The sequence below is a fragment of the Embleya sp. NPDC008237 genome, from assembly GCF_042956465.1.
Lineage (GTDB): Bacteria > Actinomycetota > Actinomycetes > Streptomycetales > Streptomycetaceae > Embleya.
On the sequence record NZ_JBIBGL010000029.1, the window covers coordinates 26306 to 46999 of the forward strand.

The following is a 20694-nucleotide window of genomic DNA, read 5'->3' on the forward strand; positions in this document are numbered from 1 at the left end:
CCGAATCGAGGGTGTCCCCGCCGATGGTAGGCGGCGCCCGCGTCTGCGGTGCGGGCAGCGGCGGATCCGGCCGCCCGGGGTGCCCGACCACACCCGGCGGCGACGCCCCCGTCGACCCGGGCCGTCGGCGGCGGCGGCGCCTACGTCGCCTGCCGCACGTCGGGTTTCCGAGCCGGCGTCGACCGAGGAGGCGACCGGTGCGGCAGCACCAGCCGGTCCGGCACCGTGCGCCCCGGACCGATGGGCCGTGGGCGCGGATCCACCCCGGGCGTGTTGCTAGATTGGCCCTGCCGCAAGTGTCTGCGGCCCTCCGCCTATTTTGGGGATTCCGTGCCGCTCAGCACCACCGTGTCCATTCCGGAAATCGACCTCGTGGCCGCTCGTGAGGAGTACGCCGCCCTGGCGGCGGAGGGCCTCCGTCTCGACCTGACCCGGGGCAAGCCCTCGCCGCAGCAGCTGGACCTGGTCAACGGCCTGCTCGCGCTGCCCGGCGGCGAGGACTTCAAGGCCGCCGACGGCACCGACTGCCGCAACTACGGCGGGCTGAACGGCCTGCCCGAGCTGCGCGCGATCTTCGCCGAGCTGCTCCAGGTGCCCGCCGCGCAGCTGCTGGCCCTGGGCAACGCCAGCCTCACGCTGATGCACGACGTGATCGCCAACGCGCTGCTGTCCCGGGTGCCCGGTGCCGAGCGCCGCTGGGTGGACGAGCCCGAGGTGCTGTTCCTGTGCCCCGTGCCCGGCTACGACCGGCACTTCGGCGTACTGGAGCGGTTCGGCATCGGCATGGTCCCGGTTCCGCTCACCGGTGCGGGACCGGACATGGACCGGGTGGAGGCGCTGGTCGCCGCCGACCCGAGGATCAAGGGCATGTGGTGCGTGCCCAAGTACAGCAACCCCACCGGCGAGAGCTACAGCGACGAGACGGTGCGCCGGCTGGCCGCGATGCCGACGGCGGCGCCGGACTTCCGGCTCTTCTGGGACAACGCCTACGCCGTGCACCACCTGACCGACGCCCCGGTCGAGCTGCTGTCCGTCCTGGACGCGTGCGCCGAGGCGGGGAACCCGGACCGGGCGTTCGTCTTCGGCTCCACCTCGAAGATCAGCTACGCCGGTGCCGGCGTCGCCTTCTTCGGTGCGTCCGAGGCCAACGTCGCCTGGCTGACCGGCCTGCTGGCCAAGCAGACGATCGGCCCGGACAAGGTCAACCAGCTCCGGCACGTGCGCTTCTTCGGCGACACCGAGGGCGTGGTGGCGCACATGCGGCTGCACCGCGAGCTGCTCGCGCCGCGCTTCGAGGCGGTGTACGAGGTGCTGGAGCGTGAGCTCGGCCCGCTCGACATCGCCACGTGGACCCGGCCCGAGGGCGGCTACTTCGTCAGCCTGGAGGTGCCGGACGGCTGCGCCGCCGAGGTGGTGCGGCTGGCGAAGGAGGTCGGCGTCGCGCTGACCCCGGCGGGTGCGGCCTTCCCCGGCGGCAACGACCCGCGCGACCACCAGATCCGTCTCGCGCCCAGCTACCCCACCGTCGACGAGGTGCGCCGCGCGATGCGTGCGGTCGCCGTGTGCGTGAAGCTGGCCGCCGCCGAGGCCGCCGCGGTCTGACGACCCTTCCCGACCCCGTCGCGCTCACCCCCCAGGGTGGGCGCGGCGGGGTTTTTGCATGAGTGTGAGCACTCCGGCCCGGCGGACCCGGGATCGCGCACGCGGTGCCGGGCGCGGCCCGCGACCGCGGTGGGGTCGACTGCGGCGATGCTTGACATGATCTGGCTAACGGTGTTAGCTACGTGCTGATCGACACCAACGCATGGGGGCACGGATCATGACGGAATTCCTGGAGATCGACGGTGGTCGGCTCGCCTACGACGTGAGCGGGCAGGGTCGGCTGATCGTGCTCGCACCCGGCATGGGCAACACCAGGTCGGTCTACCGCGACGTCGCCGAACGTCTCGTGGCGTCGGGATACCGGGTCGCCTGCGCGGACCTGCGCGGCCACGGCGAGTCCACCGTCGGATGGCCCTCGTACACCCGTACCGACACCGCCGGCGACCTGCTCGCCCTGATTCGACACCTGGGCGGTCCGGCCGTGCTCGTGGGCCATTCCTTCGCCGGCGGTTCCGCCACCATCGCCGCCGCCCGGGAACCGGAACTGATCGACGCGATCGTGGAGATCAGCCCGTTCACCCGGGCCCAGAAGGTCGACGCCAAGGCGTTGGTCTCGAACGCCCGCTACCGCAAGGGGACGACCCTGCTGCTGGGCACCGGCCTGCTGCGCAGTGTCGGCGTGTGGAAGCGCTACCTCGCGTACGCCTACCCGGGGACCAAGCCCGCCGGTTTCGCTGCATACGTGGCGGCCCTGGGCGTCGACCTGAGCCGGCCGGGTCGGATGGCCGTGGTCGCAAAGATGGGCATGTCCGCGCCCACCGACGCCGGTGCGGTGCTCGGCGACATCCGCTGCCCCGCACTCGTGATCGAGGGCGCGCTCGACCCCGACTGGCCGGACCCCGCGGCCGAGGGCGCGGCCATCGTCGCGGCCATGCCGGCGGGCCTGGGCCGACTGGAGGTCGTCGAGGGCGCCGGCCACTACGCACACGGCCAATTCCCGGAGCGCGTGGCCGACGCCATCCAGGCATTCCTGGCGACCGCCATACGCGACTGACCCGCCGACGACCGACCGAAGTCCGGCATCCGCCGTCGTTCGTGATCGGTGATCGCCGACCGCGTGCGCCATCTGCACGTTGCCGTCCGCCGGTCGTCTTCTACCGGCGCTGGTCGCCGTCCGTCGCCCACCGTCCCGCGTCCGTCGCCGGCCGCCGACGCCGTCCGTCCGTCGGTTGCCGGCGCTCGTCGGCCGCCGGTCGTCTTGCTCCAGTCGTGTGCGAACTGCCGCTGTGATCGGGCCGGTTCGTCCGAAGGCAACGGTTGCGGCTTCCGGGGCGACGGTGGCGGGCTGCCCAGCCACCCGCCACCCGCCGACCCGCCGCGTCAGCGGCCCCGCAGGCGGGTGATCGCCTCGGCCTTGGGGGTGTAGGCGCGAGGCAGGCGCAGGCCGGCGGTCAGGGCGGCCAGCACCTCCTCCTCCGCTCGGTGGTAGGTGAGCGCGTCGGCGAGCAGGGTGTCCGCGTCGGCGGCCGGCAGCACCACCGCGCCGCCGTCGTCCAGCAGGATCGGGTCACCGTCCGCCACCGGGGTGCCGGCGATCTCGATCGGGCCGCCGACCTCGGCGACATGGACGGCGCCCCCGGGACCCGCCGTCGCCTCGGCCAGTGCCCACAACCGCAGGCCCAGCCGGGCCACCGCCGACACGTCCCGGACGCCGCCCTCGATCAGCGCGCCGACCGCACCCCGGCCCAGCGCGGCGGCGGTCAGGATCTCGCCCCACACCGCGCCCGGCGCCGCGTCCGCGCCGGCGATCACCACGACCCGGCCGCCCAGGTCCTCCGCGAGCAGCGCGTGCAGCGGCTTGAGACCGTGTGCACCCGGGCCCGCCGCGATCCGGACCGTACGGGACACCCCGAGCACCGCGCCCTCCCCCCGCCGGAACGGCCGCAGCGGCGGGGTCAACCAGCCGGTCCGGCCCCGGAGTTGCAGCAGGTCGGCGAGTGCGGCGGTGGCGGGCAGGGACGCGGGGGCGGCGTCGGTCACGGCGCGGTCCTCTCGGTCAGCAGGAACTTGCGGATCTTGCCGACGGAGGTCCGCGGCAACTCGGCCACCCGCTCGAAGCGCACCGGCCGCTTGGACTTGGCGAGCCGATCGGCGCACCAGTCGGCGAGGTCGTCGAGCGCGGTCGGGCCGGCCTCGGGCACCGCCACCACGAACGCGACCGGCACCTCGTCGCGCACGTCGTCCGGCGCACCGACCACCGCGGCCTCCAACACGGCCGGATGCTCGGCCAGGACCGCCTCGATCTCCACGACCGAGACGTTCTCGCCGGCGACCTTGAGCACGTCGCCGCGCCGCCCGGCGAAGTGGAAATGGCCGTCCGCGTCCACCCGGGCGCGGTCGCCGGTGACGAACCAGCCGTCCCGATAGGCGGCGGCGGTCGCGGCCGGGTCGTCGAGGTAGCCCGCGAACAGGCTCACCCCGGGTTCGCCGCCGACCACGATCTCGCCGTCCGCCGCCGGTTCGCCGGTCGCCGCATCGTGCACGGCCACCACACAGCCGGGCGTCGGCCGGCCCATCGATCCCGGGACCGGCGCATCGGCGGGATTGCTCAGCACCGCCGGGATGGTCTCGGTCATCCCGTACAACTGGCGCGGCCGACACCCGCCGAGCAGGGTCGCGAACCGCTCGTACTGGTCGTCGGTGACGTTCTGCGCGTACCAGCAGTGCCGCACTCGAAGTCCCGGCGGTGCGTCCCGGTCGGCGGTGCGGGCCAGGATCATTCGGATCGGTGCGGCGAACAGGCTCACATGGGTGACCTCGTGCCGGGCGGCCTGCGCCACGAACCGGCTCGCGGAGAAGGCGGGCATCAACACGACGCTCGCGCCCACCGTGATCGCGGCGGCGAACGAGTAGTACTGCGCATTCGCGTGGAACATCGGCAGCACCACGAACTGCCGGTCGTCCGGCCCGAGTTCGGCGGCAGCGGCCATCACGGCGCCGGCGAAGGCGTAGTTGGCCTGGGTGACCATCACGCACTTCGGCTCGGCGGTGGTGCCCGACGTGAACATCAGCCCAGCCAGATCGGCGGGACGGGGCAGGTGGGTGCCGGCGGCCGTCGGTCGACCGAGCAGGATCGCCAGGTCGGTGTCGTCCTCCGCGATCTCGACCACGGTCGTGCCGGTCCCGGCCGCCGCGGTCCGATAGTCGGCGGCCCGTTCGGGCGCGCAGAAGCCGAGTCGGGCGCCGGTCCGGCGCAGGTGCGCGGCCAGCTCGGGGGTGCGTGCGGAGGGATCGGAGCACACCATCGCCGCGCCGAGTCGGGCCAGGGCGAGCCAGAGCGCGACGTACGCCGGGCAGTTGCGCAGCGCGATGCCGACCCGGTCGCCGGGCCGGACGCCGCGCGCGAGCAGCCCGCCGGCCACGCGGGCGACGACGGCGTCGAACTCGGCATAGGTCCACCGGGTCACGCTCGCGTCGGGCGCCTCCCAGATCAGGAACGGCGCGTACGGGTGCGCCACGACCGTTTCGGACCAGCGTGCCGCGAAGGTGGGCGGGACGGACGTCATGTCGACCTCCAGGACATCGACCGGGGGAGTGGGAAGCACCGCCCCGGCTCGGCGGGGCGAGCCGGGGCGGCCGGACGGGCAACGATCCGGACGCGACCAACCATCGCAGGACGACCGGCATGCGGGTGTGCGTGACGCGGGCGATCCGCACTCGGGTGCGTCTTGCGTGGTCCATTCGCACTCGGCGGCCCTCGCGTGGGCGATCCGCGGGCGGGTGCGCCTCGCATGGGCGACCCGCACGTGAGTGTGCCCCATCGCGGATGGGGCCGTCCGCAGGCGGCGTCACGGGCCCACCCGCGGGCGGACGCCGGGGGCCGTCGGCCTGCGAGCCGCCGGCCGACCCGGGAGCCGTCGGTCGGCCCACGGGCCGACCGCCGACCCGCAAGCCGCCTGCCGAGCCACGAGCCGCCGCCCCCGGGCCGCCCCGCGTCGCTCACCCGATGGCGGCGGCCACCGCGTTGACGGCCGGGGCGACCGGCGCGCCGTACCCGCCCCCGCCCGGCAGTTCCAGCCGCACCACGTCACCCGGCTGCAGAGTGATCCGGGCCTGGGTGCGCACCGGTTCGCCGTTGACCAGGAAGCGCCCCGTGGCGCCCTCGCCGCCGCCGAAGATCCCGCGCGGGCCGCGTGCGAGCCGGCTGGCCACCGCGTTGAGCACCCAGGGCGAGGGCGAGTCGACGGTGAACTCGATGGTCTGGCCCATCCCGCCCTCCTGCGCGCCCGCGCCGCCCGAGCCGCGCCGAAGTTCCTTGCGCAGGAAGCGGATCGGCGCGGACGCCTCGACCACCTCCAGCGGTACGGCGGACACCCCGGTCGGGTAGGACGTGGTGGACAGGCCCGGCTTGCCGGCCCGCGCGCCGACGCCGCCCGCGTAGGTGAACATCGCGGTGATGAACGGCTTGCCCTCCGCGTCGTGCCCGCTCACCTGCATGGTCCACACCGCCGCCGAACCCTCGGCCATCACCGCCTCCGGCAACGCCTGCGACATCGCGTTCAGCAGCGGCATCGGCAGGAACATGCCGACCACGTGCCGCGCCGTGCACGGCGACGGGGACACCGCGTTGACGATGCTGCCCAACGGCGCCTCGACCCGGATCGGGGCCAGCGAGCCGGCGTTGTTGGGCACGTCCGGGTTGAGCAGGCTGCGCAGGGTGAACGTGGTGTAGGCGTGCGTGTAGTTCTTGACCACGTTGATCCCGAACGGACTCGCGCCGGACGAACCCGCGTAGTCGACCAGGATCTCGCCGGCGTCGGGGTCGATGGTGACCGCGACCTGGATGGTGATCTCCGAGCCGTCCGCGAGGTCGAGGATCGACGCCGCCTCGTAGGTGCCGCCGGGCAGCGCCCGGATGGCCCGCCGGGTGGCCTCCTCGGAGCGGCGGATCACCTCGTCGCCGAGATCCTCGATGTCCTCCAGCGCGTACGCGTCCAGCAGCGTCTTCAGCCGGGCCGCGCCCACCTCCCCGGACGCCATCTGGGCGTGCAGGTCACCGGCCATGTGGGTGGGCTGTCGGACGTTGGCCAGCACGAAGTCCCAGACCGGCTCGTTGCGTTCGCCGCCGACCATGAGCTTGCTGATCGGGATCCACAGGCCCTCCTCGAACACGTCCCGCGCGCCCGCGCCGATGCCGTAGCCGCCGACGTCGGTGTGGTGGATGGTCGAGCCGAAGAAGGCGATCACCCGCCCGCCGCGCCAGACCGGCACCAGGACGGTCACGTCGAGGAGTTGGCCGGCGGTCTGATACGGGTCGTTGGTGACCAGTACGTCGCCGGGGGCCAGCGAGTCGACCGGATGCCGGTCCAGGATGTTGCGACACGCGATGGCGAGCGAGTTGATGTGGCCCGGGGTGCCCGTGACGGCCTGGGCGACCATCCGGCCGCGCCGGTCGAACAGCGCGTTCGCGAGGTCGCCGGCCTCGCGCACGATCGGGCTGAACGCGGCCCGCTGAAGGGCCTTGGCCTGCTCGTTGACGGTGGCGACGAGGGAGCCCCACAGGACTTCCAGCTCGATCGCGTCGAAGGTGCGGGTCACGCGGATCCCTCCTCGGAGGCCGTGGTTGCGGTGGCGATGATCGAGCCGTCGGGCGCGACCTCGCAGGTCCAGCCGTCCGGGACGACCGAGGTGGTCTCGCGCTCCTCGATCAGGGCCGGACCGGGGAAGCGGTGGCCGGCGCCGAGTTCGGCGCGGCGGTAGACCGGCACGTCGACGGCGGGCGTGCCGAGCCGGAAGCGGGCCGCGCGATGGCGGTTCGGGGTGGGACTGCCGGTGCCGACCGGCACCGTGGGCACCTCGAAGCCGGGTGCGTCCGACCACGCGGCGACCCGCCAGGTGACCACCTCGACGCCGACGTCGGGGATCCGCAGGCCGTAGATCTTCTGGTACTCGGTGTGGAACTGCTCGACGGTGTCGCGGAGCGAGGTGGGCCACGCGTCGCCCTCGCCGACCCACAGGGTGATCTCGTTGCCCTGGCCCTCGTAGCGCGCGTCCAGGCCGTAGCGGAAGCTCACGTCGCCCTCCTGCGCACCGGCGGCGGCGAGCACCCGGCGCGCCTCCTGTCGCATGTCGGCGAGCAGTGTGTCCCGGTCGGCGGACACGCTCTCGTCGAGCGTGCGGACCATGCTCCGGGCCAGGTCGATGCGGACCGGGCTGACCAGGGTGCCGAACGCGGACAACACGCTCGCGTTGACCGGGAAGATCACCCTCGGCGCCTCCAGGAGTGTGGCCACCCCGCACGCGTGCACCGGCCCGGCGCCGCCGAACGCGATCAGCGCGACGCCGCGCAGATCGATGCCGCGCTCCACGGCGTGCATCCGGGCGGACGCGGCCATGTTCTGGTTGATCACCTCGTACACGCCGACCGCGACGTGGTCCGCGTCGGAGCCGGCGCCCAGCCGCTCGGCCAGCGGGGCGAACGCGGCCCGCGCGGCGGGCAGATCCAACGGCATCTCGCCGCCGAGGAAGTACTGCGGGTCGAGCAGACCGAGCACCAGGTCCGCGTCGGTGGTCGCCGGAACGGTGCCGCCGCGGGAATAGCCGACCGGGCCCGGGTCGGCGCCGGCCGAGTCCGGGCCGACCTTGAGCAGACCCAACTCGTCGACCCGGGCCAGGCTTCCGCCGCCCGCGCCGATCTCGACCAGGTCGACCGAGGGAATCGAGCACGGGTAGCCCGAGCCCTTCTTGAACCGGTAGACCCGGGCCACCTCGAACGCGTTGGTCAACTCGGGTCGGTAGTCCTCGATCAGACAGGACTTGGCGGTGGTGCCGCCCATGTCGAAGCAGAACAGCCGTTCCTCGCCCAGGCGTCGGGCGTACCAGACGCCGGCCAGCGCGCCGGCGGCCGGGCCGGACTCGACCAGTCGGATCGGCACCCGGCGGGCGTCGTCGGCGGAGACCACGCCGCCGTTGGAGAGCATCATCAGCACCGACGCGCCGAAGCCCTCGGCGGTCAGCCAGGCCTGGAGCTCGGTCAGGTAGGGGCCGATCACCGGCATCGTGGCCGCGTTGCACGCTGTGGTGACCATGCGCGGATACTCGCGGATCTGCGGGGTCACTTCGTGCGATGCGCACACCGGCACCGACAGCCGCTTGGCCAGCCCCTCGGCGACCGCGCGCTCGTTGGCCGCGTTCGCGTACGAGTTGAGCAGGCACACCGCGACCGCCTCGACCTCGTTCGCGGCCAACCGGGCCGCCAGTGCGTCGAGTTCGGTCTCGCTCGGTGCGGTACGGACCTCGCCGGTCGCGGTGGTGCGCTCGTCGATCTCGAAGACCAGCTCGCGCGGGATGGGCGGGGCCGGGAACTCGATCTGGAGGTCGTACATGTCGTACCGGTGCTCGTTGCGGATCTCCAGCGTGTCGCCGAATCCCGCGGTGGTCACCAGCGCGGCGCGGCCGGTCTTGCCCTCGATCAGGGCGTTGGTGATCAGCGTGGTCGCGTGCACGATGGGCCGGGTGATGTCGGCCGGCGTGATGCCGGCCTTGGTCAGCGCGGAGGTCACGCCCGCCCGGACCCCGCCGAGCGGGGCGGACGGGGTGGTCAGCGTCTTCTCGACCACCACGCGGCCGGTGTCGGCATCCAGCAGGACCACGTCGGTGAAGGTGCCACCGATGTCTACGGCAAGGCGCCAGTCGGTCACGTCAGGCCTCCTCTTCTTCTCGGTGTGTCCGGAGTGTCTTTTCGATGGGTGGGGACGCGTGCCCCGGGCGGCTCACCCGGTCGCGGGTCGGGCCGGCAGTGCGGCCACGGCCGCCGGATCGGGCACCGGCTCGACGTCCTCGCGGCCCGCGGTGGCCTCGGTCGCCGCATCCAGGTGCCACAGCCAGTCGGCGGGCAGGTCGTCCACGTGGTAGATGGCCTCGACCGGGCACACCGGCTCGCAGGCGCCGCAGTCCACGCACTGTTCGGGATGGATGTAGAGCATGCGGTCGCCCTCGAAGATGCAGTCGACCGGGCATTCGGCCACGCAGGTGAGGTCCTTGACGTCCACGCAGTTCGCACCGATGACGTAGGTCACGCGGGACCACCTCCCACGGATCGTGGGTCGGGCACGGTCGGCTCGGGCACCGTCCAGGCGTCGCCGCCGAGCAGGTCGGCGACATTGCCCGGCCCGCGCTCGGCGAGCGCCCGCCGGCCCTGCTCGACCACCAGACGGTCGTACGCGGGCCGGCGCACGCTGCGGAACACCCCGATGGGGGTGGGGCCGCCCGCCTCCGGCAACCGGGACAGCGCGAACGCGGGCACCGGGTCGAGCGTCCGCGCGTCGTGCGTCACCGCGATGTCGTCCGGACCACCCGGCCGCAGCCCGCCGCCCGGATCGCGCACCACGGTGCGCGCGCCGTCCGGCCCATAGCGCATCGGCTCGCCGTGTTCGAGCCGCAGCAGGAAGTCGTCCCGAATGCCGGGCGTCTTGAGCTGCTCGAACGCGCCGTCGTTGAAGATGTTGCAGTTCTGGTAGATCTCCACCAGTGCGGTGCCCTCGTGGGCCGCCGCGGCGCGCAGCACCGAGGTCAGGTGCCTGCGGTCGGAGTCGATGGTGCGGGCGACGAACCCCGCCTCGGCGCCGAGTGCGAGCGAGACCGGATTGAACGGGTGGTCGAGCGAGCCCGCCGGGGTGGACTTGGTGATCTTGCCGGTCTCGGAGGTCGGCGAGTACTGACCCTTGGTCAGGCCGTAGATCCGGTTGTTGAACAGCAGGATCTTCAGGTTGACGTTGCGCCGCAGCGCGTGGATCAGGTGGTTGCCGCCGATCGAGAGCGCGTCGCCGTCGCCGGTGACCACCCACACGCTCAGGTCGGGCCGGGACACCGCCAATCCGGTGGCGATCGCCGGCGCGCGGCCGTGGATCGAGTGCATGCCGTAGGTGTCCAGGTAATACGGGAAGCGGCTGGAACAGCCGATGCCCGAGACGAAGACGATGTTCTCCCGGCGCAGGCCCAGTTCGGGCAGGAAGCCCTGGACGGCGGCCAGGATGGCGTAGTCGCCGCAACCCGGGCACCAGCGCACCTCCTGATCGCTGCGGAAGTCGCGGGCGGACAGTGGAGGATCCGCCGCCGGTCCGGCGATGGTGAGAAGCGGTGACTCAGGCATCGGCGACGACCTTCTCGATCGCGGTGCGCAGTTCGGCCACCTTGAACGGCATGCCGCGCACCTGGGTGAGGGATTCGACGTCGACCAGATACCGGGCGCGCAACAACCGGGCGAGCTGACCCAGGTTCATCTCCGGGACCAGCACCCGCCGATAGCGGGCGAGCAGGTCGCCGAGATCGGCCGGCAGCGGGTCGAGATGGCGTACGTGGGCCCGGGCCACCGAGCCGCCCGCGGAACGAACCTCCGCGCACGCGGCGGCGATCGGCCCGGCGGTGGAACCCCACCCGAGCACCAGCACCTCGGCGGCCCCGTCCGGATCCTCGACGGTCAGCGGCGGCAGCTCGCGGGCGATCCCGTCCACCTTGGCCCGCCGGGTGCGCACCATGTGTTCGTGGTTGGTCGCGTCGTAGGAGATCTCGCCGGTGCGGTCGGCCTTCTCCAGGCCGCCCACCCGGTGTTCCAGACCGGGCGTGCCGGGCACCGCCCAGGGGCGGGCCAGGGTGTGCGGATCACGCAGATAGGGTTGGAAGCACGGCGCGCCGGCCGCGTCGACCGCATTCGGACCGGTGGCGAACGCCGGGTCGATCGTGGGCAGTTCGTCGAGGTCCGGCACCCGCCAGGGCTCCGAGCCGTTGGCCAGGTAGCCGTCCGACAGGAGCACCACCGGGGTGCGGTAGACGACCGCGATCCGGACCGCCTCGACGGCCGCGTCGAAGCAGTCGCCGGGGGAGGAGGCGGCCAGCACCGGCACCGGCGACTCGCCGTTGCGCCCGTACAACGCCTGGAACAGGTCGGCCTGTTCGGTCTTGGTGGGCAGCCCGGTCGAGGGGCCGCCGCGCTGTACGTCCACGATCACCAGCGGCAGTTCGAGCGAGACCGCCAGGCCGATCGTCTCCGCCTTGAGCGCGAGCCCGGGGCCGGACGTGGTGGTCACCCCCAGGGCGCCGCCGAACGCCGCGCCCAGCGCCGCGCCGATCCCGGCGATCTCGTCCTCGGCCTGGAACGTGGTCACCCCGAAGTGCCGGTGCCGGCTCAGCTCGTGCAGGATGTCGGAGGCCGGGGTGATCGGGTACGAGCCCAGGAACAGCGGCAGTCCGGCCCGCTCGGCGGCGGCGATCAGCCCGTAGGCGAGCGCCCGGTTGCCGGTGATCGTGCGGTGCCGGCCGGGAGTGCGCGGGGCCGCGGGCACCTCGTGGCTCACCGCGAACGACTCGGTGGTCTCGCCGAAGTTCCAACCCGCGTTGAACGCGGCCACGTTGGCGGCGGCCAGGTGCGGACGCGCGGCGAACTTCTCCCGCAGGAAGGCCACGGTGGCCTCGGTCGGACGGTGATACAACCACGACACCAGCCCCAGGGCGAACATGTTCTTGGCCCGCTCGGCGTCCTTGCGCGGCAGTTCGAACGCGCGCAGCGCCTCGACGGTCAGGCCGGTCAGCGGCACCGCGTGCAACCGGTAGTCGGCCAGCGAATCGTCGGTGAGCGGGTCGGTGCCCGCCGGGTAGCCCGCCTTGACCAGGTTGCGCGCGGTGAACTCGTCGGCGTCCGCGATGATCTGGGCGCCGTGCGGCAGATCGGGCAGATTCACCCGAAGCGCGGCCGGGTTCATCGCGACCAGTACGTCGGCCGCGTCCCCGGGGGTGGTGACCCGGTGGTCGGCGAACTGCACCTGGAAGGCGGAGACCCCCGGCAGGGTCCCGGCAGGAGCGCGGATCTCGGCCGGAAAGTCGGGAAAGGTGGAGACGTCGTTGCCGAAGAGCGCGGCCTGCGCGGTGAACCGATCACCGGCAAGCTGCATACCGTCCCCGGAGTCACCGGCGAACCGGATGACCACCCGGGATACGGGGGTGACCTGTTGGGACATGATCGCAACTCCTGATCACAGGCATGGCGAAGACAACACTCGACACAAGAAAGGAAGAGCGCCGAACGAACAAACCTCGCCCGCCCGGCGTTCGACGACACGGGAAGCCGTAGCTCAACCCCGAAGCCCGTCCGAATCCACTCGGCGCCTGAGAACACGAAAATCCGCAGCTCTGCTCGGAAGCCCGGCCGATTCCACCTCAGCCGGTCCGGCATTTGAGGACACGGGAATCCGCAGCTCCACCCCGAAGCTCGGCCGAATCCAACTCAGCCCGTCCGGCGCTTGAGGACAACAGGCCGAAGGCCGTTCGCGCCCCAGCCCGTCCGGCGCCTGAGGACCAGCGTGGCCGCAGGCCGAATCAAACCCCACGCCCATGAACCGCATCGCGCAACCGCTCCACGAGCAATTGCGGCTTGGCCGACCCCCACACGTTCCGGCCGAAGGCCACCCCCGCACCGCCGGCCGAGACGACACCCTTGGCCAGCGCGACGACCTCGTCCTCGCTGTCCGACTTGGGCCCGCCCAGCGCCACGACCGGGACCGGACACGCCGCGACCACGGCGGCGAACTCCTCGGGGCGTCCCGGGCAGACCGTCTTGACGATGTCGGCGCCCAGTTCGGCGCCGATCCGCGCCGCGCGGGCCACGTTCTCCGTGGTCCACGGCACCGCCTTGCCCCAGCCGCCGGGAATCATCTCGGCCATCACCGGCAGGCCGAGCTGCTCGCACTCGGAGGTGAGCCGGGCGAGCCGCTGCAACGACAGGTGCTCGTCGGGCGCACCGGGGAAGGCCAGCACGACCACGCAGTCGGCGCCCAGCTTCAGTGCCTGCTCGGGCAGATGCATGATGTCGGTGACATCGCCCGGGGCGAAGTCGCCCAACTCCGAGGCCCCGCCGTCGATCCGCAACACCAGCCCGGAATCGGCGAACGTGTCGGCGTAGGCCCGGGCCAGGTGCCAGGTCGCGAGTACCGCATCCGGCCCGCCGGCGGCGATCTGCGCCATCGGCTCGCCCAGCGGCGGCCCCTCGCCCATGTAGGCGGCGTGGTCGATCGCGACGAACACGGCGCGGCCGTCCGCGCCGAACATCCGGCGCATCCGGCGGAGCTTGCCTGCTCCGGTGGCGGAAAAGGTGTGCACAGTCGTTCCCTTCGATGGTTGTCAGTGGTTCTTCTCGGCGCCGGCCGTCTGCCGCTCGAACTCGGCGCCGTCCCAGTAGTCCACGCGATGCGCGACCAGATCGCCCAGCACACGCAGCCGGAACACCCCACGAATCCGCACCGGTTCACCGGCCGCCGCGCCGCGCGGGCGAAACGTCATGGTGTACGCGAGCGCGGCCCGATCCCCGTCCACGAGCAGGTCCTCGACGGCGTAGTGCAATCCCTCGAACTCGGACAGGAATCGGGGCAGTCGCGCGCGATACGCGGTGCGCCCGCGCAGACTGCGGCCGAGCGCGGAGGTGTGCTCGTTGTGGAAGTCCTCGCTCACCCGGGCCGCGATCGCGTCCGGATCCCCGGAGTTGAGCGCCGCGACATACGCCTCGACGGCCCGCCGGGTCCGCGCCGGGTCGCTCACGCGTCGGCCCGGTCGCCCCACAGCTCGCGGACCTCCGCGAACACCTGCTGGTTGTGCGAAATCTCCACCACGTTGCCGTCCGGGTCCTTGAGTGCGCAGATGTAGCCCACCGGCGGTGGCACGTCCATCGGCTCCCAGTGCAGGCATCCGGCGGCCCGGGCCCGCTCGGCGACGGCGTCAACGTCCGCGCGGGTGGCCACCTCCATGCCCAGGTGCGCGAAGGGGGTCAGCTGCGGCTGCGGCTTGCCCTTGTCCTTGTCGAAGGCGACCAGGACCAGCACGAACGGCGTGTGGACCTGGTCGGGGTTGGACAACCAGGCATTGGAACCCGCGGCGTCGCTGTGCCGCGAGACCACCACCAGCGGGGTGAACGAGGTGTAGAACTCGACCGCCGCCTCCAGGTCGGACGACGGCAGCGCGATATGGGTCCAGCGGGCCTCGGTCAGCGTCGGTTCCATCGCGGTGGCTCCTCTCACGTTCCGGTGTGTTCGGGATGGGTGGTGTCGAACCGCCGCGCGGGCGCGGCAGAGGCGGCGGCGCTCAGTCGATCGGGCCGGTGAACTCGTCGGCGGCCAACGGCGTGGCCACGTCCCGGCGGATCTGCCGCATCATGTGCTGCGCGCGGCCCTCCCAGGCACTGGGCGGACCGACTCGGTAGAACGGCGAACGGAGGTTCTCCATGAGCACGGTCACCATGTCCGTGTCCTCCTTGTTGGTCAGCTCCAGGTTGACCAACTCGCGCTCCTGGAGCTCGATGTCCTCGGTCAGCCCGTAGATCCGGGAGAACAACCGGGTCCGGTCCGGCGCGATCGGGTCGGCGCGCACCATGATCAACTGGGATGCGTAGGGCAGCGGCGTGAGGTTGGGGTAGATGAACTCCGCATAGCTCCCGCGCAGGTCCTCCTCGCCCAGGTCGGTGCGCCCGAGCGACATGTCGTACGCGTCGCTGTGCGGCTTGTAGCCGCTGGTGGTCCGGCCCTCGAAGCGCACGATGGTGTCCATCTGCTTGCGCACCTTGTTCAGCCGCCGGTGCACGAACCGCACGTGGTAGTCGTCGTTGGAGTTCTCCACGAACGCCTTCCAGTTGAACGCGTACTCCTCGTCCAACTCGCGGTGGTAGCGGTGGTACTCGCCGATCTTGTACGCCGTGTAGCGCGGCAGCAGCGGCGCGATCCACTCCTCGAACGTCGGCGCCTTGTGCGACAGGCACGCGAAGACGAGCTTGTCGAAGGCCACGTGCACCCGGATGGGCACCAGGCCGTACTGCTGCATCGGGAAGTCCGGCCCGTACATCCGGTTCATGTCCGGAATCGACAGCAGCTTGCCGTCCAGACCATACGTCCAGGCGTGGTACGGGCACGCGAACGCCTTGCCGCAGTTGCCCGCCGCATCGAACGCGACGCCGGAGGCGCGGTGCCGACAGTTGTTCAGGAAGCCCTTGATCGAGCCGTCCCGCTGCTTGACCACCAGCACCGACTGGCTGCCGATCCGCCCGGTGACGAAGTCGCCGGGTCGGCGCAGATCCTCCGTGTCGCCCAGCCACACCCACGAGCGGGCGAACACCCGGATCATCTCCAGGTCGAACAGGTCCCGGTCCCAGACCTCCCACGGCTGCAACATCTCGCTCGGCAGGGGAGCGACCACGAGCCCGTCGCTCTCTCGCGCCGCCGCGGTCCGGCGAAGTTCCGCCACCCGCTCGTCCAGGGCACGTTCCGCAGCCCCCAGCTGGTCAGTCGGCACAGCTTCCTCCCCGTCACCTGGGATGTTTGCGATACAGCCGAAGGTAGGCGCCGGGAAACGGCCCCGATATGTGCTTGAGGCACGAACAAACGGCCCGTGCGCTGCGCCGGGACCACATCGGTGCACACGGGCCGTCGTGCCAGCCTCGGGGGAGGACCTGCGACGATCACCCTTGGAGGGCACCCGTGGAGTACACCCCGCTCGGTCGCACCGGCATGCGGGTCAGCCGACTGTGCCTGGGCACGATGATGTTCGGCGCGTGGGGCAACCCGGACCACGACGCGTGCATCCGCATGGTGCATCGCGCGCTCGACGCCGGGATCAACCTGGTGGACACCGCCGACGTGTACGCGTTCGGCGAGAGCGAGGCGATCCTGGCCAAGGCGCTCAAGGGCCGGCGCGACGACGTGGTGCTGGCGACCAAGTTCGGCGAGGCGATGGACCCGGACGCGCCGCTGCGCCGCGGGGCGTCGCGGCGTTGGATCTTTCGCGCCGTGGAGGACAGCCTGCGTCGCCTGGAGACCGACCACCTCGACCTCTACCAACTGCACCGCCCCGACCCGGGTACCGATCCGGACGAGACGCTGGGCGCCCTTACCGACCTGGTCCGGCAGGGCAAGGTGCGCGCGATCGGCTCCTCCGCACTGCCCGCGGAGGGCATCGTCGAGGCACAGTGGATCGCCGAGCGTCGCGGCCACGAGCGCTTCGCGGTCGAGCAGCTGGCCTATTCGGCGTTCGCCCGGCACGCGGAGACGGCCGCACTGCCCACGTGCGGGCGGTACGGCCTGGGCGTGCTGGTGTTCAGCCCGCTCAACGGCGGTTGGCTGACCGGCAAGTACCGGGCGGGGCAAATCGTTTCCGCCGATTCGCGGGCCGTGCGCAACGCCGAGCACTTCGATCACGCGGATGCCGCCGTGCGGGCCGCGAAGACCGCACTGGTCGAGGAGTTCGCCGCGATCGCGGCCGATGCCGGCTGCTCACTGCCGGAGTTGGCCCTGGCCTTCGCGCTGGCCCACCCCAACGTCACGTCGGCGATCATCGGCCCGCGCACCGAGGAGCAGCTGGAATCCCAACTCGGCGCCTGCGCGGTGGAGTTGACCTCCGAGACGCTGACCCGCCTGGACGCCCTGGTCGCCCCCGGCACCGACGTCAACCCGGCGGATTCGCCCTACCCGCGCCCGGTCCTGAACCGCGCCTGAGCGTCGGTCCGGCTCCGAGCCCATACGGCCACATGCCGGTATCCGCGATCCGAGTCGGATCGCGGATACCGGCATGTGGCCGTATGGGCGCTACGCGCTACCTCACTTCTCCCACATCACGATCTGGTTCCCCCACGGGTCCAGGAACGAGGCGTGGTGACCGCCGAACTCCTCCCAGAAGCACTGCTCCCACAGCGCGGTCGCGCCCAGCAGCACGGCCTTGTTCAGGTATTCGCTGGGGGCCGCGTCGACCAGGATGTACACCCGGGCGTGCAGGCCGGCGCGCGGCTGCTGCGGCAGCGGCGCCGGGTCGGGCACCTGGGCGACCTCGTCGTACAGGCCCAGGTGCAGCCCCTCGCCCGGGACGATCTGGTGGAAGACGCCCTGCGGACGCGGGTTGATGGTCCAGCCGAACAGCTCGCGATAGAACTCGGTGGTCGCGTCGACGTCGGGTGTGGGCATGTCGACGAAGACCAGGGTGTTGGTCATGCGGGGTCCTTTCCGGGGGGAACTCGGCTGCGGGGCAATGGGGTCGCCGGGCAGTGCAAAGGGGCTGGGGGAGAACTCGGGTGTGGGAAGCTCGCGTGTGGTCGGCTCGCGTGTGGCGAACTCACGTGTGACAAACCGGATCCGACGAAGCGTCAGACCTGGTGGGCGTGGCCGTGGGTGAAGTAGGTGCCCTTGTCGCGCCACAACACGACCTCGTTGCCCCACGGGTCGCGGAACGCCGCGTAGCGGGCCTCGAACTCGGCCCACGGCTTCTCCTCCCACAACACGCTCGCGCCGGCCGCGACCGCCTTGTCGAGGTAGGCGGGCGGCTCGTCGACCATCACGTAGATGCGCGGCACCGGCCCCACCGCCGGGCGCGCCTCGCGGCGGATCCCGAGGTTGGGCTTGACGCCCGGGAGCACCTCGCTGAACTCGCCGGCGGGTCGCCGCTTGAAGTCCCAGTCGAACAGCGCCGCGTAGAACGCGGAGGTGGCCTCCACGTCGGGGGTCGGCAGGTCCATGAAAATCACCGGATTGGGCACGTCGGCTCCTCGGAGAGGTTCGGTTCGGAGAGGTTCGCGGAGAGGTTCGGTTCGACGAGGCGCGGTTGGGAAGAGGTCGGGTCGGCGGGGTCCGGTCCGGAGCGGGTCGAAACGCCGGCGTCGGCCGGCACGGACAGGCGCGCCTGCGCCGCGTCGCCCAGGTCGAGGAAGCGGCGCAGGCCGGCCGCGTACTCGGGACGCGGTTCGGGGTCGAGCACGGTCATCGCCGGGCGCGGCCAGTCGCCGGCGCGCCCGGCACCGGGCGCGGGCCACCAGCGTGCCCCCGCGCCGGCGGCGAGCGCCGCGCCGTAGGCGGCCAGGTCGGTCTCCGCGGGCACCTCGACCGGCACGCCGAGCACGGCGGCCTTGATCGAGCACCACAGCGGGCTGCGCGCGGGCGATCCGGCACAGACCAGGGTGTCCAGTCGGGCGCCGCGCGCGCCCAGTTCCCGGGCGATGTGCGCGAGGCCGTACGCGGTGCCCTCCAGGACCGCGCGGGCCAGTTCGCCGGGTCCGGAGCCCGCGCTCAGCCCGAAGACCTCGCCGCGCAACTCGCGGTTCCAGCGCGGGGCGCGCTCGCCTTCCAGGTAGGGCAGCACCAGGACGCCGCGGGCGCCGGGCGGCACCTCGGCGGCCAGCGCCAGCAGGTCGCGCACGTCGCGTCCGGTCAGGTCGCGCAGCCACTCCAGGATCAGCCCGTGCGCGGCGACCGGACCGCCGACGATGTCGATCCCCGATACCGCCGAGGGCAGCGCGTACGCATCGGCGGCGGGCGAGCCCGCGGGCACCGCGACGGCCAGGCCGCCGGTCCGCCCGCCGGGGTCCATCGCCCGGCCGGGCCGGTCCAGTCCACCCGCCCAGAACGCCAGATACGCGTCCTGGGCGCCGGCCACCAGCGGGGTGCCGGCCGCGATGTCGTGCCCGGTGCCGACCGTGCCCACCACCGACCCGGTCGCCACGATCGGCCCGTAGCCGGTCAGCGGCGGATCCCCGGGCCAGCGGGACTGCGCCCGCTCCGCGCCGAAGCGCGCGGCCAGCCAGTCGTAGAGCTGCCACGCCTGCACGTCGGGCCCGTGGGCGGCGCGCAGCGCGGCGTGCTGCGCGTGATGCTGCTCGACCGGCGATCCGGTCGCGCCTGCCGGGTGCCGGCAGGTCAGCGCCGCGGCGATACCGGACCGAGGCACCGCGTCGGGCACGGTGGTCGGGCTCTGGCCGCCCAGACACAGCGCGGCGGGACGGGCCGCACCGGGCACCAGCGCGCGCAGTTCGGCGAGCGCCTGCGCGGTGGCGGCGAACCAGGCGTACGGGTCGGCGTGGCCGGGCTCCCAGCCAGCCGCACCGGGGTAGCCGGCGGTGGTCGCGCCCAGGACGACGCCGTCCGGGTCGAGCGCGAGGGCGCGAACCGAGTTGCTCCCGACGTCGACGCCGACGACGACCGCGGGCGAGCCGGACATGCTCAACCGCCCACGAGGACGCGGTAGACCGGCGACTCGGCCGCCAGCCGGAAGGCGGCGTCGACCTCGGCGAGCGGGTAGGTCGCGGTGACCAGCGCGTCCAGTTCGGCGGCCAGGCGTCCGGAGGCGATGATCGCGGCGGCCTCGGTCCAGTCCTGGGGTTCCTGGCTGTACACGCCGACGATGCTCAGTTCGTGATGGTGCACGTGGTCCGGCCCGACACCGGCCAGGACGTCCTTGGGGAAGGCGCCGAACAGCACCACCGTGCCGCCGTCGTCGCACAGGGACAGCGCGGTCTCCAGGGCACCGGGGGCGCCGGCGGTGACGAAGACGACGTCCTGCTTCCCGCCGGTGCCGGCCGCCTCCTCCGGGGTGCTCGTCCAGTCGGCGCCGGCCGCGCGGGCCTCGGCGAGCCGGTCGTCGCTGATGTCGATCAGGCCGACCGACTCGGCGCCCTTGAACCGGGCCAGGGCCAGGTGCAGGCGGCCCATGTACCCGGCGCCGATCACCGCGACCCGGTCGCCGGCCCGCAGCCCGCCCAGTCGGACCGAGTGCGCGACGCAGGCCAGTGGTTCGCCCATCGCGGCGTGCGCGATCGGCGCGTCGCCGGTGCGGAACGTCTGCACCGCCGCGACCTTGACGAACTCGGCGAAGCCGGCGCCCATCGAGATGGTGCCGTCGGCCAGCGCTCCGCCCTGCGGTCGTTTGCACAACGCGCTGCGCCCGCGCCGACACGAGGTGCAGGTGCCGCAGCGGGTGAGCAGGTCGACGGTGACCGTGTCGCCGACGGCCGCGACCCCGGGCAGCCCGGCGACCGCGCTGCCGAGCGCGACCACCTCGCCGGCGACCTCGTGGCCGGGGGCGACCGGATAGATCGGCTTGGTGCCCAGGTAGAGCCGGCGCTCCATGGTGCACAGGCCGGTGCGACCGACCCGCACGAGCACGTCCTCCGGCCCGACCTCGGGCACCGGCTCCTCGCGCAGATCGACCTGTTCGGGGGCGGTGACTACGGCAACTCGCATGTGGGGCTCCTCCGTTGGCGAAAACTGTGGGATGCGGGACGCGGCGTTCGGCGGACCGAAC

Annotated in this window: 18 protein-coding genes; 3 read left to right on the plus strand and 15 right to left on the minus strand. The window is 72.6% G+C overall.

Translation table 11 applies throughout. From position 1 onward, the window contains the following. Positions 1-330 precede the first annotated feature (330 nt). Entirely contained in the window at positions 331-1602 is a 1272-nt protein-coding gene (locus ACFZBU_RS44305) for an aminotransferase class I/II-fold pyridoxal phosphate-dependent enzyme (protein WP_391589491.1), read from the plus strand. A 217-nt stretch (positions 1603-1819) separates the two neighbouring features. Then, positions 1820-2656 (plus strand): alpha/beta fold hydrolase, encoded by an 837-nt coding sequence (locus ACFZBU_RS44310; RefSeq protein WP_391589492.1) that lies wholly within the window; start codon positions 1820-1822, stop codon positions 2654-2656. A 326-nt stretch (positions 2657-2982) separates the two neighbouring features. Here the strand turns inward: ACFZBU_RS44310 and ACFZBU_RS44315 are convergent, their stop codons facing one another. The 11 genes from ACFZBU_RS44315 to ACFZBU_RS44365 form a co-directional block, all read right to left on the minus strand. Continuing rightward, a complete protein-coding gene (locus ACFZBU_RS44315) occupies positions 2983-3642 on the minus strand; it encodes an RraA family protein (protein WP_391589493.1) in 660 nt (219 codons plus the stop codon). Beyond that, positions 3639-5168, minus strand: a complete 1530-nt coding sequence (locus tag ACFZBU_RS44320; protein WP_391589494.1) for a class I adenylate-forming enzyme family protein — start codon at positions 5166-5168, stop codon at positions 3639-3641. Before ACFZBU_RS44320 ends, ACFZBU_RS44315 begins: the two co-directional genes overlap by 4 nt. 433 nt (positions 5169-5601) lie before the next feature. Further along, on the minus strand, positions 5602-7200 hold the full coding sequence (locus ACFZBU_RS44325) for a hydantoinase B/oxoprolinase family protein (RefSeq protein WP_391589495.1): 1599 nt from the start codon (positions 7198-7200) through the stop codon (positions 5602-5604). Beyond that, positions 7197-9302, minus strand: coding sequence for a hydantoinase/oxoprolinase family protein (locus ACFZBU_RS44330; RefSeq protein ID WP_391589496.1), 2106 nt, complete (start codon positions 9300-9302; stop codon positions 7197-7199). The genes ACFZBU_RS44325 and ACFZBU_RS44330 overlap by 4 nt, the downstream gene beginning before the upstream one ends. A gap of 72 nt (positions 9303-9374) precedes the next feature. Then, positions 9375-9680, minus strand: a complete 306-nt coding sequence (gene fdxA / locus ACFZBU_RS44335; RefSeq protein ID WP_391589497.1) for a ferredoxin — start codon at positions 9678-9680, stop codon at positions 9375-9377. Continuing rightward, the gene (locus ACFZBU_RS44340) at positions 9677-10753 is read right to left on the minus strand and encodes a 2-oxoacid:ferredoxin oxidoreductase subunit beta (RefSeq protein WP_391589498.1); all 1077 of its coding nucleotides are present in this window, start codon (positions 10751-10753) and stop codon (positions 9677-9679) included. The genes fdxA and ACFZBU_RS44340 overlap by 4 nt, the downstream gene beginning before the upstream one ends. Beyond that, a complete protein-coding gene (locus tag ACFZBU_RS44345) occupies positions 10746-12614 on the minus strand; it encodes a 2-oxoacid:acceptor oxidoreductase subunit alpha (RefSeq protein WP_391589499.1) in 1869 nt (622 codons plus the stop codon). Before ACFZBU_RS44345 ends, ACFZBU_RS44340 begins: the two co-directional genes overlap by 8 nt. Before the next feature lie 358 nt (positions 12615-12972). Beyond that, positions 12973-13752 carry a class I fructose-bisphosphate aldolase gene (locus tag ACFZBU_RS44350; protein ID WP_391589500.1) on the minus strand — a complete coding sequence of 260 codons (780 nt, stop codon included), beginning with the start codon at positions 13750-13752 and terminating at the stop codon, positions 12973-12975. 21 nt (positions 13753-13773) lie between these two features. After that, positions 13774-14187 carry a nuclear transport factor 2 family protein gene (locus ACFZBU_RS44355; protein ID WP_391589501.1) on the minus strand — a complete coding sequence of 138 codons (414 nt, stop codon included), beginning with the start codon at positions 14185-14187 and terminating at the stop codon, positions 13774-13776. Further along, positions 14184-14645 carry a VOC family protein gene (locus ACFZBU_RS44360; RefSeq protein ID WP_391589502.1) on the minus strand — a complete coding sequence of 154 codons (462 nt, stop codon included), beginning with the start codon at positions 14643-14645 and terminating at the stop codon, positions 14184-14186. Before ACFZBU_RS44360 ends, ACFZBU_RS44355 begins: the two co-directional genes overlap by 4 nt. 82 nt (positions 14646-14727) lie before the next feature. Beyond that, complete coding sequence (locus tag ACFZBU_RS44365) at positions 14728-15927, minus strand: aromatic ring-hydroxylating dioxygenase subunit alpha (protein WP_391589503.1); 1200 nt, start codon at positions 15925-15927, stop codon at positions 14728-14730. 185 nt (positions 15928-16112) lie between these two features. Here ACFZBU_RS44365 and ACFZBU_RS44370 point away from each other — a divergent pair, with 185 nt between their 5' ends. Further along, positions 16113-17126, plus strand: a complete 1014-nt coding sequence (locus tag ACFZBU_RS44370; RefSeq protein WP_391589504.1) for an aldo/keto reductase — start codon at positions 16113-16115, stop codon at positions 17124-17126. 102 nt (positions 17127-17228) lie between these two features. On the opposite strand, the gene ACFZBU_RS44375 is transcribed toward ACFZBU_RS44370, so the two are convergent. The 4 genes from ACFZBU_RS44375 to ACFZBU_RS44390 all read right to left on the minus strand — a co-directional run bounded on the left by ACFZBU_RS44375 (position 17229) and on the right by ACFZBU_RS44390 (position 20633). Further along, positions 17229-17615 carry a VOC family protein gene (locus ACFZBU_RS44375; RefSeq protein ID WP_355547834.1) on the minus strand — a complete coding sequence of 129 codons (387 nt, stop codon included), beginning with the start codon at positions 17613-17615 and terminating at the stop codon, positions 17229-17231. A gap of 152 nt (positions 17616-17767) precedes the next feature. Next, positions 17768-18157, minus strand: coding sequence for a VOC family protein (locus ACFZBU_RS44380; protein ID WP_391589505.1), 390 nt, complete (start codon positions 18155-18157; stop codon positions 17768-17770). Further along, positions 18142-19611, minus strand: a complete 1470-nt coding sequence (locus tag ACFZBU_RS44385) for an FGGY-family carbohydrate kinase (protein ID WP_391589506.1) — start codon at positions 19609-19611, stop codon at positions 18142-18144. Before ACFZBU_RS44385 ends, ACFZBU_RS44380 begins: the two co-directional genes overlap by 16 nt. 2 nt (positions 19612-19613) lie before the next feature. Beyond that, positions 19614-20633 carry a zinc-binding dehydrogenase gene (locus ACFZBU_RS44390; protein ID WP_391589507.1) on the minus strand — a complete coding sequence of 340 codons (1020 nt, stop codon included), beginning with the start codon at positions 20631-20633 and terminating at the stop codon, positions 19614-19616. Positions 20634-20694: the final 61 nt, after the last annotated feature.